The 15,831-nt window shown below is 62.7% G+C and carries 14 protein-coding genes; 4 read left to right on the top strand and 10 right to left on the bottom strand.

All coding sequences use genetic code 11. From position 1 onward, the window contains the following. Positions 1-33: 33 nt before the first annotated feature. The 4 genes from PHD22_RS02985 to PHD22_RS02970 form a co-directional block, all read right to left on the bottom strand. Positions 34-2,238: a TonB-dependent receptor gene (locus PHD22_RS02985; RefSeq protein ID WP_299862065.1), complete on the bottom strand. Its 2,205-nt coding sequence runs from the start codon at positions 2,236-2,238 to the stop codon at positions 34-36. 289 nt (positions 2,239-2,527) lie between these two features. After that, on the bottom strand, positions 2,528-5,410 hold the full coding sequence (locus PHD22_RS02980) for an adenosylcobalamin-dependent ribonucleoside-diphosphate reductase (RefSeq protein ID WP_299862062.1): 2,883 nt from the start codon (positions 5,408-5,410) through the stop codon (positions 2,528-2,530). A 437-nt stretch (positions 5,411-5,847) separates the two neighbouring features. After that, a complete protein-coding gene (locus tag PHD22_RS02975) occupies positions 5,848-6,330 on the bottom strand; it encodes a DUF3293 domain-containing protein (protein WP_299862059.1) in 483 nt (160 codons plus the stop codon). A gap of 163 nt (positions 6,331-6,493) precedes the next feature. Then, positions 6,494-7,345, bottom strand: a complete 852-nt coding sequence (locus PHD22_RS02970) for an HDOD domain-containing protein (RefSeq protein ID WP_299862056.1) — start codon at positions 7,343-7,345, stop codon at positions 6,494-6,496. Between the two features lie 280 nt (positions 7,346-7,625). Here PHD22_RS02970 and PHD22_RS02965 point away from each other — a divergent pair, with 280 nt between their 5' ends. Continuing rightward, positions 7,626-8,483: an endonuclease/exonuclease/phosphatase family protein gene (locus tag PHD22_RS02965; protein ID WP_299862053.1), complete on the top strand. Its 858-nt coding sequence runs from the start codon at positions 7,626-7,628 to the stop codon at positions 8,481-8,483. Between the two features lie 48 nt (positions 8,484-8,531). On the opposite strand, the gene PHD22_RS02960 is transcribed toward PHD22_RS02965, so the two are convergent. After that, positions 8,532-9,053: a gamma carbonic anhydrase family protein gene (locus tag PHD22_RS02960; RefSeq protein ID WP_299862050.1), complete on the bottom strand. Its 522-nt coding sequence runs from the start codon at positions 9,051-9,053 to the stop codon at positions 8,532-8,534. Positions 9,054-9,256: 203 nt separating this feature from the next. Between PHD22_RS02960 and PHD22_RS02955 the strand changes: the two genes are divergently transcribed. From PHD22_RS02955 to rlmJ, 3 genes are all read left to right on the top strand, one after another. Beyond that, the gene (locus tag PHD22_RS02955; protein WP_299862047.1) at positions 9,257-10,048 is read left to right on the top strand and encodes a crotonase/enoyl-CoA hydratase family protein; all 792 of its coding nucleotides are present in this window, start codon (positions 9,257-9,259) and stop codon (positions 10,046-10,048) included. Positions 10,049-10,050: 2 nt separating this feature from the next. Beyond that, the gene (locus tag PHD22_RS02950) at positions 10,051-10,410 is read left to right on the top strand and encodes a nucleotide pyrophosphohydrolase (protein ID WP_299862045.1); all 360 of its coding nucleotides are present in this window, start codon (positions 10,051-10,053) and stop codon (positions 10,408-10,410) included. A 109-nt stretch (positions 10,411-10,519) separates the two neighbouring features. Next, positions 10,520-11,365 (top strand): 23S rRNA (adenine(2030)-N(6))-methyltransferase RlmJ, encoded by an 846-nt coding sequence (gene rlmJ / locus PHD22_RS02945; RefSeq protein ID WP_299862042.1) that lies wholly within the window; start codon positions 10,520-10,522, stop codon positions 11,363-11,365. A 71-nt stretch (positions 11,366-11,436) separates the two neighbouring features. Here rlmJ and PHD22_RS02940 read toward each other — a convergent pair whose 3' ends face one another. From PHD22_RS02940 to PHD22_RS02920, 5 genes are all read right to left on the bottom strand, one after another. Then, positions 11,437-12,732, bottom strand: a complete 1,296-nt coding sequence (locus tag PHD22_RS02940) for an acetyl-CoA hydrolase/transferase C-terminal domain-containing protein (RefSeq protein ID WP_299862133.1) — start codon at positions 12,730-12,732, stop codon at positions 11,437-11,439. Positions 12,733-12,767: 35 nt separating this feature from the next. Beyond that, positions 12,768-12,971, bottom strand: coding sequence for a zinc ribbon domain-containing protein (locus PHD22_RS02935; RefSeq protein WP_299862130.1), 204 nt, complete (start codon positions 12,969-12,971; stop codon positions 12,768-12,770). 257 nt (positions 12,972-13,228) lie between these two features. Beyond that, positions 13,229-14,497, bottom strand: a complete 1,269-nt coding sequence (locus tag PHD22_RS02930; RefSeq protein WP_299862039.1) for a DUF1615 domain-containing protein — start codon at positions 14,495-14,497, stop codon at positions 13,229-13,231. Between the two features lie 5 nt (positions 14,498-14,502). Next, positions 14,503-14,742, bottom strand: a complete 240-nt coding sequence (locus tag PHD22_RS02925; protein ID WP_299862036.1) for a hypothetical protein — start codon at positions 14,740-14,742, stop codon at positions 14,503-14,505. 79 nt (positions 14,743-14,821) lie between these two features. Further along, entirely contained in the window at positions 14,822-15,829 is a 1,008-nt protein-coding gene (locus PHD22_RS02920) for an inorganic phosphate transporter (protein WP_299862033.1), read from the bottom strand. Between the last annotated feature and the right edge of the window lie 2 nt (positions 15,830-15,831).

Here is a 15,831-nt window from a genome sequence, read left to right as displayed (position 1 = left end):
TCTGAGGGAACGGCATGAAGCCTGCCCAAGGGGTTAGAACGCGAATCTGACGCCCGCGAACACCTGACGCTGTCGTCCCGCCACCATGCCGTCCACCCGGCTCACCAGGTACTCCTTGTTGGTGAGGTTGTGGCCACTCACGAAGAAGGACGTCTTGCTGCCCGGCGGCGTGTACCGCAGGGAGGCATTGAGCAGGCTGTAGGACGGGATCTCCCCGGACAGCCCCGAGAGCTGGGCATCCACCGGGGGCAGGACCCGGGCGAAGGTGTCTGGCTGCTGGCGGCTCACGTGATCCACGCCGATCCGTCCCTCCAGGCCCACGGGGTGCTGGTAGCCCACGGCCAGCGACGCCAGGTTGCGGGGCGCATAGGGAAGGCGGCCTCCCTTCATGATGCCATCATCCGGATCGATGCCGTCCCGGGTGAATTTGGCATCGAAGAGGTGGGTGAGCGAAGCCAGCACATACACGTTGTGGGGGCTACGGAAGATCTGGCCAAAGTCCACCCGGCCCGACAACTCGACACCGCTCATCCGGGAGCGGCCGCCATTGATGAACGCGCCAGCGCCATTGTTGATCACAATGTCGTCGAAGTCGGTGTGGAAAAGGGTGGCTTCCACGCGGGTTCCCAGAAAATAGCTGGAGCGCAGGCCCAGCTCCCAGTTGGTGCTTTCCTCCGCACGGGTCTTGTGGGCCACAGCCGTGTTGGCGCCGTTGCCTTCATTCACGTCCCGGTCCGGACGGGGCGGAGCGAAGCCCTTGTGCACACCGGCGAACAGGGTGGTCCGGGGCATGCCGTTCCAGGCGATTCCGAAGCCGGGCAGGACCACGGTCTGGCGGTTGTTCTGATTGGATTCGGGGTTGTTCTGGATTTCTCCGTCCGCCCGGCGGATGTCGGTCTTGATGGCGTACCGCTCAATCCGCAGGCCGGGGGTCAGGGACCAGTTGCCCAGGTGGAAGGTGTTCTGGGCATAGGCCGAGAGCGCTTCCGTTTCGATCTGGATGTCTTCCCGATGGGTACCGAAACGCACGGCCCACGCCTGGTTCTGGGCCAGGGGGTCGGCGGAGCGGTACTGATTGCGGCTGATGTCTTCCACATGGTAGCGCAGGCCGAACACGGCATCGCTCGGAAGGCCGAACAGGCTGTGCTGCAGGTCGAGGCGTGGCTCGATGCCCCAGTAGGTGTACTCCCGCGGGCGCCAGCGCCCACCGCAGGCGGCAGCATTGGCCGGCGTCGCCGGCGTGTCGCAGCGGTCGATCAGGGAGTAGCCCGTGGCGTTGTTGCTGGCGTCGTCGAAACCGCCCGGATCGTTGATCTGGCGGAAGGAGGCCCGGTCGGTCTTGACGTGGTAGATCTGGGTGCTCAGCCGGGCTGTATCGGAAACCTCGAACAGATGCTGGAGGTGGAGGGCGGTGCGTTTCTGCTCGAACAGATCCTGTTTGCCGGTCGGGGCCTGGTACTTGTTTTCCGCGTATTCGAGGGTGCCCAGGCCAGTCTCGGAAATGTGGGAGTTTTCAGTGTAGTGGCTCGCCTTGGCCGTCAGGGTATGGCGGGCATCGATCTTGAGGCGTCCCTTGAGGCTGTAGTCCTGGACGTCGAAGTCGTGCTTGTCCCGGACGCCGTCCCCCTTCTTCTGCAGCACATCGAGCATGACCCCGCCCCGCTCGGTGCCATAGCCCACATTGGCATGGGTGCTCAGGTAGGCCTTGTTGCCCGCAGCCACGGAAACGCTGCCTGCCAGACCCTGGGTGGGAATGGGCTGGGTGACGAAGTTGATCATCCCGCCCACAGTCTGGGGGCCGTAGAGGACCTGGCCGGAGCCCTTGACCACCTCGATGCGCTGGATCCGCTCCAGGGGAGTGGCGTAGTGGGCGGAAGGGTCGCCATAGGGCGCCAGGAAGAGGGGCATCCCATCTTCCAGCAGCAGGGTACGGGAGGTGCGCCGGGGGTCCATGCCCCGGATGCCGATGTTCAGGCCCAGACCCAGGCTGTCCTCACCGACCACATGCACTCCGGGCGTGTGGGCAAGGGCTTCGCGGAGGGAGAGGGGATTGCCTTCCCGGAGTTCCTGTTCGGATACCAGGGAGAAGGAGCCTGGAACAGCTTCCAGGCGGTCCGGCAGGATGCCTTTCACAGTGACCGGGTTGATCGTCACGCTGTCCTGGGCCAGGACTGGGCCGCTCAGGCAGACCAGCGCCGATAGCACGGCACTTTCAAGGTGGCGGGGTTTGAACTGCATGGGCTCCTCCTGTTGTCTTGATGGTGTGTCGGGACACGCAGGAAGCCTTGATGCGATGCCGTGGCCAACGTGCGCGATTCACGGGCCGTATTGTCGTGAGCATCGGCGGGGCTGTATCGGGAAGTGATCCTCGTTGACCCGGGAAATTTTCCCGACATGGGCGAGCCGGCTTGAAACCTGCTCCATTCCGTGACGGACAGGGAGAAACGGCACGTGAGTACGCTTGCTGGGTGCCCATGAAAAAGCCCCTCCGGAGAGGGGCTCACGCGATACAGGTGGGTCTGCCGGGTCAGCCGCAGGTGCCCACCGCACCGCAGGCGGTGCAGAAGTCGCAGCCGTCCTTGCGGATCACCGAGTGGTTGCCGCACTCACCGCACAGGGCGCCCTGCATCAGCTTCGGCTCATTGTCGTCGCGGGGCGCTTCGAGGATGCCCATCTCCCGGGTTGGGTAGCCGGCTTCGTCGAGCACACCCAGCATGGCGTAGCGGTGGATGATCAGGGCTGCCAGGTAGGCCACGGTGGAAGGCCAGTTCTGCTGACGGCGGGTGCCGGGCACGAAGGCCATGAAGTCACCCAGGGGCTCGGGATAGTCGATGAGCTTGCGCAGCTTCATGCCGATCCAGGCCGGATCCATTACGCGCATGTCGAGGGACAGGATGCGGGACAGGCCGTCCAGGGCGCGGGGGTAGTTGCCCGACAGCCACATGGAGTAGGGACGGGTTACGCCGTCGGGCAGGGTGATCTCCTTGAGGCCGAGCACGAATTCCTCGCCGGTGGCCGGGTTCTGGATATCCACGGTCCAGGACAGGGTGCCATCGGTGCCGGTTTTGGGCTCGGCCAGGCTGAACACGCTGTCGAGCACCGGGGTCGGCAGGTCGCCGTCCAGGGCGTCGAGCTTTTCGCAGCGATAGCGGACCACCTGGGCGAAGGCAGACACCACACCAGGCATCATCTTCTGCTCGCCATGGGGCGGGAAGCGCATCTCGAAGGATTTTTCACCAACGGTCTTGGCAAGGGTTTCCAGCTTGAGCTTGAGCCAGCCGCGGTCGTTGGCGCGCATGTCCATGGACAGGGTCTTGGCAACGGCACCCAGGCCGCGGGGCTGGTCGGCACCGTTTACCCAAACCTCGAACGGGAAGGCGCCCTTGGCATTGCTCTCCTCGGTCTGGTCCATGTGGCCCACGAAGAGGGCGAAGTTGCCCTGCGGGGTGCTCAGCATGTAGGTCCAGGCGGCATTGCCGTCCGGAAGGTCCGGGCGACCGGGCCAGCGCAGCGAGGACAGCACTGGCGCAGGCAGACTCTTGATGGAGAGGCGGCGGTTGGTGTCGTCGGAGATTTCCACATCATGGGGCTGCTTCTGCTCGGCACTCGGGGTGACCGACAGGACCGAACCCAGCACGCTGTTGGGGCGGTAGGTGGCCAGACCCTTGAGGCCGGACTTCCAGGCGTCGAGGTAGAGGTTCTCGAACTCGGCGTAGGGATAGTCGGCGGGCACGTTCACCGTCTTGGAGATGGAGGTGTCCACATACGGCGCGACGGCGGCAACCATGTCCTTGTGAGCCTTGGCGGAGATCTCCAGGGCGGTCACGAAGTAGTCGGGCAGCTTGGTGACGTCACCGCCCAGGTGCTTGTAGAGACGCCATGCGTAGTCCTCGACGGCGTGCTCCTTGAAGGTGCCATCGGCCATCCGCTTCTTGCGGGTGTAGGTGTAGGAGAACGGGGGCTCGATGCCGTTGGAGGCGTTGTCGGCGAAGGCCAGGCTGATGGTCCCGGTGGGGGCGATGGACAGCAGGTGCGAATTGCGCAGGCCGTGCTTGCGGACCTTGTCCTTCACCTCGGCCGGCAGGCGGGACGCGAAGTTGCCGCCAGACAGGTAGAGATCAGCGTTGAACAGGGGGAAGGCGCCACGCTCCTTGGCCAGCTCGACGGAGGCCAGGTAGGCCTGGTCGCGCATGAACTCGGAAATTCGGGTGGCCATGGCGCGGGCTTCGTCGGTGTCGTAGCGCAGGCGCAGCATGGCGAGGGCATTACCCAGACCGGTGAAGCCCAGGCCGACGCGACGCTTGGACTGGGCTTCGGCATGCTGTTGCTCCAGCGGCCAGTGGGTGGCTTCGAGCACGTTGTCGAGCATCCGGATGGACGTCTCGACGGTTTTGGCAAAGCCGGCGAAATCGAAGCTGGCCTTCTCGGAGAAGGCGTCCTTCACGTAGAGGGTCAGGTTGATGGAGCCCAGGCAGCAGCAGCCGTAGGAGGGCAGGGGCTGCTCGGCACAGGGGTTGGTGGCCTCAATGGTCTCGCAATAGTAAAGGTTGTTGTCCTTGTTCATGCGATCCAGGAACAGGATGCCCGGCTCTGCATGGTCGTAGGTGGAGCGCATGACCTGATCCCACAGATCACGGGCGCGCACCTTGCGGTACACCCACAGACCGTCATCGCGCTTGTAGCCGCCGGCCTCCCGGATTTCGCCGGAAGGCTCGGCCTTGTGAGCCAGTTCCACGTGTCCATCGGCTTCGACGGCCTCCATGAAGGCATCGGTCACCGCGATGGAGACGTTGAAGTTGGAGAGGTCGCCGTGGTCCTTGGCGTGGATGAACTCCTCGATGTCCGGGTGGTCGCAGCGCAGCACGCCCATCTGGGCGCCCCGGCGGGAGCCGGCGGACTCGACCGTCTCGCAGGAGCGGTCGAACACGCGCATGTAGGAAACCGGACCGGAAGCGTTGGACTGGGTGCCGCGCACCAGTGCGCCCTTGGGACGGATGGAGGAAAAGTCGTAACCCACGCCGCCACCGCGGCGCATGGTTTCGGCGGACTGGGCCAGGGCGGTGTAGATGCCGCAGCGGCCGTCGACGGATTCGGTGATGGAGTCGCCCACCGGCTGGACGAAACAGTTGATCAGCGTGGCGGCCAGGTTGGTGCCGGCAGCGGAGTTGATGCGTCCAGCGGGGACAAAGCCCTTTTCCTGGGCTTCCAGGAACCTGGCTTCCCACAAGGCGCGTTTGTCCTCGGATTCGATGGCCGCCAGGGCACGCGCAACGCGCAGGCGAACGTCGGCAATGGTCTTCTCGTTGCCCTTGGCGTACTTTTCGAGCAGAACCTCGCCGGAAATCTCCTGCGGTTCAAGGTTGGCGGCGGTGGCGGGCTGGACTTTGGCGGTCTTGGTCGTGGCGGTCATGGCTCGTTGGTGGCCTTTCGGATGGTTGATCGGTAGTGCTCTAGGTCGGCGCATAGCTTACCCCACGGTCAGCAATCGTCAAAATTTTTATTTTGTTAAAAAACAAATACTTAAAAAAATCAATAGTGTTTATGAAGTTTTTTTTCTACTATATTTAGTAGCCTTTAAAAGTAAGAAAATCAACGGAAAGATCCGTCAACGACGTCCAGCGCCTTGATTTTTCGGGAAATTGAACTGCCGCTGGGGGGGACGACTTCGCTGTCTCTACCGGAAAATTGCCGGAGAAGCGTATCGGCAGTGCAGGCCGTGTCCGCCCCGAGCGTCTGATCGCTCCCTGGCTGGGACCATGCCTGTGGAGGCAGGGCTCTTGCTTCGTTGGTGCCCGGAATTGTGGGTGCGTCTGGCGCGCGTTGAAGGCTCACCGTGCCCGTTTCAGTTCAGGCCTGGTCGGGATCGAGTCCGACGTGCGGAGTGGGCCTGGCGACTGCCGTGCAGATCAGGCGCGGGTTATTTGCCGGCGCTTGAGGATCATCGCTGCCTTCGATCTGCAAACCGGGATCCAGCAGCAGCTTCGGTGTTCCGTCCGACTCAACCACAACGACCGCGTTCTGCCGAAATCTGCGACAGAGTTTCAATGCATCACCCGGCCCTGAATCGAGTACGAGCATGCTTGGCTCCGGGGGCCAGTCACCGGTGGTGCTTGCGCCCTCCCCGGGGAGGACTCTGTATCCAGTCTGGGCAAGTTCTGCCGCCAGCTCCAGCTGATAGCGCTGGTTGGCAGTCTCCACGTGCTGTGCGCCTTGCGGATTACAGGCGGTTATGAACAGGGCGCCCCGTACCCCCTCGTTTTCAAACAGGCGGAGGAGCACAGGATTCTGCTCGCCGATGCGCAGGGTGATGAGGCCCGTGTCAAGGAACACCCGGTAGTCCGTGGCGAGATAGGCTGCAAGGGTCGCCCTCGAGAGCCTCCTCGTGCCTTGCGTAGCCGTTGTGTGGTCTGGCGGGTTCAAGAAAACCTGTCACCGGGTGCCGGTGACTTTTCCGGAACAACCATCTGCGCTTTGATTGCCATGTGAAGCAATTTCAGCCCTGAGCAGGGCAGAACAGGGTAATCACGGCAGCGCTTTCTTCTTCCGCCCGGGCACGGATTTCAGCCAGGTGTTCCAGATCGATCTCCAGCCGGATGGCGCTGAGTGGATCCAGGCGGTCAAGGGTGTCTTCGTCGGGGGCATCCAGGTCGCGGGTTGCCACCATCTGGTTGGCCAGATGGATCAGGGCTGCTTCGGTGGTGTGTGCTCCCCCCAGGGCCGGGGTCAATTGGGCGCCAATGGCAGAGGCAAAGCCTCCAGGCAGCTGCCAGGCGGATACCAGGGCTGCGCCGACTTCGGCAAAATGGCAGCCGATGATTTGCTGTTCCACTTCGTGGAGAGGGCGTTTGCTGAGCCGGGACTGTTGGCGTGCCTGTGCCGCTGCTTCAGGCGTCACCTGGAACATCACCAGATGCCCAATGTCGGCCAGCAGCCCCTCTACGAAGATCCGCTCCGGATTTCCGATCCCCAGACGACGGGCGGCAGCCCGCGCCAGCAATCCCCGGTAGATGCCATCCTTCCAGAACCGCAGCATGTCGGTCTGGGCCGGCCGGATGCCTGAAAATGCGCCGACGACGACACTCCCGAGAACCAGATCGTGCACCTGCTGCATGCCCATCAGGGTGACCGCCCGGGAGACCGTTTCCACTTTGCCGGGAAAACCGTACAGCACACTGTTCACTACCCGCAGTACCCGAGCCGTCATCCCTGCATCGCTGGCCACCGCCTCGGCCATCTGCTGGGTGGAGCTGTCCGGGTCGTCCAGCAGCTGGCGGATCCGGTGATAGGCTGCGGGCAGGCTGACCAGTTTTTCGATGCAGGCGACAAGTTCTTGGGCTGAGCTCATGAAGGATTTGGGTGCATGGCAAGGGAGCGGACGGGCTCCATCTTACGACATCCAGACTCCGCGTTTTAACCTGTCACGGTGATCACCGCAGGCCCGCCGGCGTGCGTTGCCTCACGCTGACCCTGCCAGGATCAGGATCTCCGGCCTGCAACGTGCAATGGGGCACGGTCGATGGGCGGCCTCTCTGGCAGGATGCATGACATTGCAACCGCCTCTTGTGAAGCATGATGCCTGGGGTGTCATGGGGTGAAGTGGCCAATCATGAAAGATGGAGTTTTCTATGCGCCTGCTGAGCTGGAACATTCAGTGGGGTCGTGGTGCCGATGGCGTTGTCAATCTGTCGCGCACGATCGCGGCGATCCGGATGCTGGGTAATTTCGATGTGATCTGTCTGCAGGAAGTGTCTGTAGGCTTTGCCAGTCTCCACGGCGGCGAGCCTGTGGATGAGGTGGCAGTGCTGGCATCGGCCTTTCCGGAGTACAGCGCCCACTATGCTGAAGGGGTGGACGTGCCGGATGGGGAAGGGGGGCGCAGCTGCTTTGGCAATCTCACGCTCTCGCGCTTGCCGGTGGGCCAGGTTTTCCGTCACAGCTTGCCCCGTCCGCCGGATGAGGGGGTGCCCAGCATGCCAAGGGTATGCCTCGAAGTGGTCATAAGCGGGCCAAGAGGGCCGGTGCGCGTGCTCAACACGCATCTGGAGTACTACTCCCGGGTCCAGCGGATGACCCAGGTGGCAGCCTTGTCCGGCCTCCAGTGCGATGTGGTGCGCCTGGCGTCGGCGACCGACGCCAATCATCGGGAGACGTCTCCCGACTCGCCGTTTGCCTGCTGGCCGCGGCCGGTTTCGGCGGTGGTGTGTGGCGATTTCAACTGCGAACCGGGAAGTCCTGAGTACTATCGGATGACGGCTCCGGTTGCTGCAGATGTGCCGGGCTGGGAGGATGCCTGGCGGGTCTGCTACGGGGACATTCCCCATCTGGCCACCGTCGGGCTGAATGGCGCCGAATGGCCTGACCGGCGTTACTGCTGCGACTTTTTTTTCATCAGCGGAGATCTGGTGGACCGTGTTGAGGCTGTCGCCGTCGATCAGGCCACGGGGGCCTCGGATCATCAGCCGGTGATGCTCACCCTGGGTTGAGGCATGGGCCAGGGGACCAAACCCCCTGGCTGAACGGGAAAGCGCGTGCTACAGCTTTTTCAGTTCGTGCTGGTAGCGCTCCGCGTTACCTACATAAGCTTCGGCACTCGCCAGCAGCCGGCTGATTTCATGATCGGTCAGTTCCCGGATGATCCGGCCCGGGGAACCGCAGACCAGGGAGCGATCGGGAATCACCTTGCCTTCAGGAATCAGGGAGTTTGCGCCGATCAGGCAATGCTTGCCGATCACGGCCCGGTTGAGCACGACGGCGTTGATGCCGATCAGGCTGCCTTCCCCGATGGTGCAGCCATGCAGCATGACTTTATGGCCGACGGTGACGTGGTGGCCGATGTCCAGGGGGACTCCGTCATCCGTATGCAGTACGGAGCCATCCTGGATGTTGGTGTTGTCGCCGATGGTGATGGGATCGTTGTCTCCCCTCAGGATGGCGCCGAACCAGATATTGACGTTGCGTCCAAGGCGGACATCGCCGACGACAGTGGCATTCTCCGCAATCCAGACACCCTCCTGAAGCTGGGGACTGCGCTCTCCAAGGCGATATATCGGCATGTTGATCCCTGTTATGTTTGTGTTTTCGGCCGTACCGCCGAATGGCCAGCCAAAGAGCGCGCCATAATAACAGGGTGTTACCCCAGCGCAAGGGGAGAGAATGCCTTTTTTGGCGCTTTCCGCAAGGGAAATAAGGGCTTAGCAGTGCAGTTGCCGTATTACGCAGCACCATTGTCACAACGGAACAATCCTCAGGAGGCGCCATGGCAGTGACGGATTTTGTGGTTTTTGAACAGCACGAGGGGATCGTGACCCTGACCCTCAATGCGCCGGAGGAGCGTAATGCACTCACCGGCCATGCCCAATGGGAGGAGGTGGTGGCCGCCTGTGAGCGGGTGCAGCGGGACCCCTTGGTCAGGGTGGTCATCCTTACCGGGGCCGGCAGTGCCTTCTGTGCCGGTGGCAACGTGAAGGATTTTCGCGATAAGCGCGGCCTGGCTGCGGGCAACGGCATGGCGGTCCGGGAGAACTACCGCAACGGCATCCAGCGGATTCCCCTGGCGTTCTACCGTCTGGATGTGCCGACGATCGCTGCCGTCAATGGGCCGGCCATCGGTGCCGGCTGCGATCTGGCCTGCATGGCGGATATCCGGATTGCGTCGGAAAAGGCGAGCTTTGCCGAGAGCTTTGTGAAGCTGGGATTGATTCCCGGTGACGGCGGGGCCTGGCTGCTGCAGCGGGTGGTGGGCTATTCCCGGGCGGCCGAAATGAGCTTCACTGGCGATCTGCTGGATGCCCGTCAGGCTTTGGAGATTGGCCTGGTTTCCCGGGTGGTTCCCCCGGATCAGCTGATGAGCGAAGCCCGGGCGCTGGCGGAGCGGATCGCCGCCAATCCGGGGCAGGCCCTGCGCATGACCAAGCGCCTGATGCGGGAGGCTCAGACCAGCCGTCTGGACTCCATTCTTGAGCTGTCCGCCGCTTACCAGGCCCTGACCCATACCTCAGCGGAGCACGATGCCGCGGTCGCGGCATTTCTCGAGCGCAAGAGAAGCTGACCATGGCAGTCGACCTGGATGAGCTGACCCGCCGCCTTCTGGCTTTCAGGGATGCCCGCGACTGGGCCCAGTTCCACACCCTGCGCAGCCTGATCGTGTCCCTGAATCTGGAGGCCGGAGAGCTTCTTGAGCTGACCCAGTGGAAGGGGGACGACGAGATTGAGCGCCTGCCGGCGGATCTGCACGGACGGGAGGCGCTGGAGGACGAGTGCGCCGATGTACTGCTTTACCTGCTGCTGATCGCCGAGCGGGCCGGCATTGACCTGGAGGCAGCGGCGCTGGCCAAGCTGGCGAAGAACGAGGTCAAGTATCCTGTGGCCCGTTTCCGGGGGTCGCGTCGCAAGTACGACGCGGCAGAATAAGGCGCGTCCGTCGCGGTGCGTGCAGTCCATCGGGCAAGGGGGCGGGGGAAGGTGATAGCATCCTGCCCCTGAACCCTCGATTTTCGCCCCTTCTCCGGGGTCGCCAGCCATGCTCAGTTATCGTCACGCATTTCATGCCGGCAACCATGCCGACGTGCTCAAGCACTTTGTTCTTGTCCAGTTGCTGGAGTATTTCAATCAGAAGGACAAGCCCTACTGGTACATCGACACCCACGCGGGGGCCGGCTGCTATGCCCTGGACGAGGCCTTTGCCCGCAAGAATGCCGAGTATGAGGACGGTGTCGGCCGCCTCCTCGGTCGCAAGGATGTCCCCAAGGAACTGAAAAGCTATCTCAAGCTGGTGCGGGATCTCAACAGTGCAGGCAAGCTCCGCCTGTATCCGGGGTCTCCGTGCTGTGCGGCACCGCTGCTGCGGGAAGAAGACCGGATGCGCCTGTTCGAACTCCATCCGGCAGACAACAAGCTGCTGCAGAAAACCTTCGAGACTGCGGGCAGCAAGGTGATGGTGCTGCAACAGGACGGTTTCACGGGCATCAACGCCTTCCTGCCTCCGCCGCCGCGCCGTGCCCTGGTCCTGATGGATCCGCCCTATGAGGTGAAGACGGATTACCGCACGGTGGTCTCGTCGCTCAAGGAGTGCCTGCGGCGTTTCCCCACCGGGACGTATGCAGTGTGGTACCCGAAGTTGCACAGCATGGAGTCCCGGGAGTTGCCAGAAAAACTCAAGCGTTTGCCGATCACCAGCTGGCTTCATGTCAGCCTGGACGTCCGCAGTCCATCCAGTGATGGATACGGCATGCATGGCAGCGGTCTCTTCATCATCAACCCGCCCTGGACCCTCAATGAGATCCTGAAAAAGACCCTGCCCTATCTGGTGACGGTCCTTGGTCTGGACACAGGGGCTAGCTATACCCTGGAATCCGAGATTCCCTGATTGCAGGATGTCAACGACACAGCCCCGGCATGGCCGGGGCTGGAATGAATACCGGGCGCTTGCCCCGGTGATCAGAGCAGATTCATCTTTTTCGCGCTTTCGCGCAGCTGCGGACGGAAGTCCGGGTGGGCAATCCCGATCAGGGCTTCACAGCGTTGCTTGGCCGTCTTGCCGCGCAGTTGGGCCACACCGTACTCGGTGACCACATAGTTGACGTCATTTTTGCTGGTGGAGACGTGGGTGCCCGGCGTCAGGGTGGGGACGATCCGGGAGATGGTGTTGTCCTTGGCGGTGGAGGGCAGCACGATGAACGCCTTGCCGCCCTTGGAGCGATTGGCTGCCCGCACGAAGTCTGACTGACCGCCGGTGCCCGAGTAGGGGATCGGACCCAGGCTCTCGGAACCGCATTGCCCCATGAAGTCGCTCTCCAGGGTGGCGTTGATGCACATCAGGTTGTCGTTCTGGCCGGCCAGGTAGGGGTCGTTGGTGTAATCCACCGGGTGCATTTCGATCATCGGATTGCGATCGATGAAACTGTAGAGCTTCTTCGAACCGAGGGCAAAGGTAGCCACCATCTTGCCGGGCAGGTAGTTCTTGCGCCGGTTGGTGACGGCGCCCGACTCCAGGAGCGTCAGGATGCCGTCGCCGATCATTTCGGTGTGGATGCCCAGGTCATGCTTGTGGGTGAGTTGCACTACCACCGCGTCGGGAATGCCGCCGTAGCCGATCTGGAGGGTAGATCCGTCGTCGATCAGGTCTGCCACGTACTTGCCGATGGCTTCCTGTACGGGGCCGATGGTCGGGAGACCCACTTCCAGCACCGGTTCGTCGTTCTCCACCAGGGCGGTGATCTGGGAGATGTGAATGTGACAGTTACCGAAGGCGTAGGGAACGTTGGGGTTCACTTCCACCACGACGGCCCGCGCCTTGCGGATCGCTGCCATGGTGTAGTCCGGCGCCAGGCCCAGGGAGAAGTAGCCGTGCTTGTCCATCGGCGAGACCTGGGTGAACACCACTTCTGCCGGCATCAGGCCCCGGTCGATGAGCTGGGGCATTTCGGAGAAATAGCTGGGAATGAAGTCGCCCACACCCTCCTTGAAGCCCGGGCGGGTGGCGCCACTGAAGAAATAGGCCACATGGCGCACGTTTTCGGCGGTGGCAGGATCCAGGTAACCGAACTTGCGTACCGCCAGGATCTGGGAGACCTTGACATCACGAAAATCGCGGCGGTGCTCGGACAGCGCGTTGAGAAGGGCTGGCGGCTCGGCCACGGCGGTGGGGACGACGATGGTATCGCCGTTGTGGACGTTGCGGATTGCCTCAACGGCAGTGACGCGCTTGGCAACGTATTGCTCCTGGAAGCTCATGGATGTTTCTCCCTTGGTCATTGTTTTATTCCGAATTAAATCATGCCTTGTGGGCACTGACTGTACTGGATTGTAATTCTCGCCCATGCGCAGACGGACGGGTTGTCCGCCGGCCCATGGTCGCAGCACGGGCAGGTTTGACTCGTGTAGTGCGCCGGAGCAGCGATGAGCTGCGCGCCCTTCCAGGCGGGCATGTATTCCAGTTGCCGGCGGAAGGCCCTCCATCCTTGGTCCTGGATGGCGCGCTTCAGTCCATTGCCTTCTGCACATCTCTCCCTTCATTCCCAGCGTGAATGAAGGGTAGTGCTTGTATCCCCCTACGGATTTTTGCAGCCCGAGCCCGCTGTATGCCGCTACCGGATTATACCGAGTTCATTGCAAAGGCAAGGCCGGCTCCGCCGTCTCCGTTATCCTTCCTCGCCCTGAAGGGCGAGATTTGCTGCACGCCGGATCAATAAAAAGTCACTGTTCATGGACCTGAGGAAGCGGTACAGGTTCAGGGGAGTTGGCTCCTGTCCCGGCCCAGGCAGGTCCGGTGACGCCAGTCCACCCGTTCGGCAAACCAGGCGGTGGTCAGCTTGCGCTGAATCTTGGGGCTCTTCAGCTCGATCCGGGGCAAGGCTTCCCTGGGCAGGCGGCCACCCAGGCTTGCCTCGGCCAGCGCGAACACTTTGGTGTAAAGAGGACTCTGGGCGAACTGGGGGGTTTTCTCGAGGCGCAGGTCCCGCTCGAGTTCGTTCTTGCCCAGGCCCAGCTTGCTGGCGATGCGCAGCAGCGCACTCAAGGTTTCGCTTGGCTCGCTGGAAGGGGCCCCGCCGCTATAGCGCAGCAGATCGCCGTCAAGGGCGAGCGCCTGTCCTGTGAGTTGGGCCACTGCGCCCTGGAAGGCCGCATTGCGGCTGCTGTAGCGCCCCGCGTTGAAGTCGGCAAAGCGATAAAGGGGTTTGGTGTAGGGTGCCGGATAGTCCAGCAGAATGGCGATGCCGAAATACAGGCCACCTTTCCGGGTGAATACCTCGTTGCGGATGCTGCCCCTGCGGGTATGGGGATAGGGCTTTCCCCGGATATGCTCTTCGGCAAAGGCAACGCTGACCTGCATCGGACCGCCCGTGCGGACGGGGTTGTAGCCGTCGAGCAGGCTTCTGCCGGCAGGGAGTTCAGAGATCATGTCCTCGAACAGGAGGTTCATTTCCCGTTCAGTGCGCAGGGCGTCGATCCGGGCCTTGTAGCTGCGCCCATCCGGTGAGCTCTTCAGCAGGGCCGTGTCGACAAGCACCTTGGGCAGATGGAGACGTTGGCGGCGGGCCTCGATTTCCTTCCAGACGATCCGGTCCAGCCCCTGGACCACCGGATCAGCCTGGAAGGTGGACTCCTGTTCGATCACCGCGATGGCTGCGCAGATGTTGTCAGGGGTGGGAGGGATGCGGAGTGCAGCAAAGGCGGAGAAGATGTCCGTCGCCCATCCTTCCCGGTCCTTCAACTTTTCAGGCAGGAACCCTGCAACCAGGGTCCGGCCTTCCCGTTCCGAAGGGTAGCTTGCTGTCGGCGGGGGCCGGAGGATGGTGGGCGGTGGGGTGACGATGCCCGGTGGCACTACCACGGCTGGGGGAGCGTTTACCCTGGGAGGCGGGACGCTCTGGGGGGCGGTTTCGCCTCGGACGGGAGGCAGGGGCGGCGAAGGACGGGACTCTAGCGGGCCGGTACTGGCGCAACCTGCGAGCAGGGACAGGCCACCTGACAGGATGGCCAAGGCAATCAGGTGCATCTGCTTCAAGACTGGCCGGTGTTTTTCTCGGCTTCCGCAACACGACTCAGGCTGCGGGTGTAGAACGCCACATAGCCCAGGGCACACAGGGCGACAATGCCAGTCAGCAGTACGCGGCCTTCTGCAGGCTCGCCGGCCAGTACGTTGACAATGAATGAGTAGCCGAGCACGCCGGCCGAGGTCAGGCCGCCGATGATGCGGATCAGGGCAAAGGTTTTCTGTTGCTTGAGGGTGGGAGTAGCCATGGCAAACGGACATGAAAAGCCGGAGTGCCGCGAGAATGGGGCCAGCCTCATTCTGCGTCAAGCACTCCCGGCGACAGGTTCAGAGGATGCCCCGGCCGATCCAGTAGCCACCCGCTGCCATCAGTGCCGAGCAGGGGATCGTCAGCACCCAGGCCCAGACGATATTGCCTGCCACGCCCCAGCGTACGGCGCTGGCACGCCGTACGGATCCCACCCCGACAATAGCGCCCGTGATGGTGTGGGTGGTGGATACCGGGATGCCCAGGGATGTGGCCAGGAACAAGGTGATTGCACCGCCGGTTTCGGCACAGAAGCCGCCTACCGGCTTGAGCTTGGTGATGCGCTGGCCCATGGTTTTGACGATCCGCCAGCCGCCAAACAGGGTGCCCAGGCCAATGGCCAGGTAGCAACTCACCACGACCCAGTAGGGGACCGGATCTCCCTGGGCGGTGACCCCCGCCGCCAGCAGCAGCATCCAGATGATACCGACCGTCTTCTGGGCGTCGTTGCCCCCGTGTCCAAGGCTGTACAGGGCTGCCGAAACCAGCTGGAGACGCCGGAACCACTTGTCTACCCGGCGCTGGGTCTTGTTGCGGCAGACCCAGGCCACAATCACCAGGATCAATGAGCCGAGGATGTATCCGAACAGGGGCGAGATGATGATGAACGCGACTGTTTTTCCGATGCCGCTGCTGATCAGGGGGTCAGTGCCGGCCTTGGCGATCGCTGCACCGACGATCCCGCCGATCAGCGCGTGTGAGGAGCTGGACGGGATGCCGTAGTACCAGGTGATCACGTTCCAGGCGATGGCGCCCAGCAAGGCGCCGAAGATGAGATAGTGGTCCACTACCCCTGGATCGATGATGCCCTTGCCCACGGTGCTGGCCACCTTGAGCTGAAAGATGAAGAGCGCAACGAAGTTGAAGAAGGCTGCCCAGGCCACGGCCTGGTGGGGCTTGAGCACGCCTGTGGAGACGACGGTGGCGATGGCGTTTGCTGCGTCGTGGAAGCCGTTCATGAAGTCGAACACCAAGGCGACGATGACCAGCCCGGCGATGACCCAGAACGTAATCTGTACGGTTTCCATGA

This window comes from Zoogloea sp., from assembly GCF_028693495.1.
Lineage (GTDB): Bacteria > Pseudomonadota > Gammaproteobacteria > Burkholderiales > Rhodocyclaceae > Zoogloea.
Note: the sequence above shows the minus strand (reverse complement) of the source record. Positions and strands in the feature narration are given on the sequence as shown.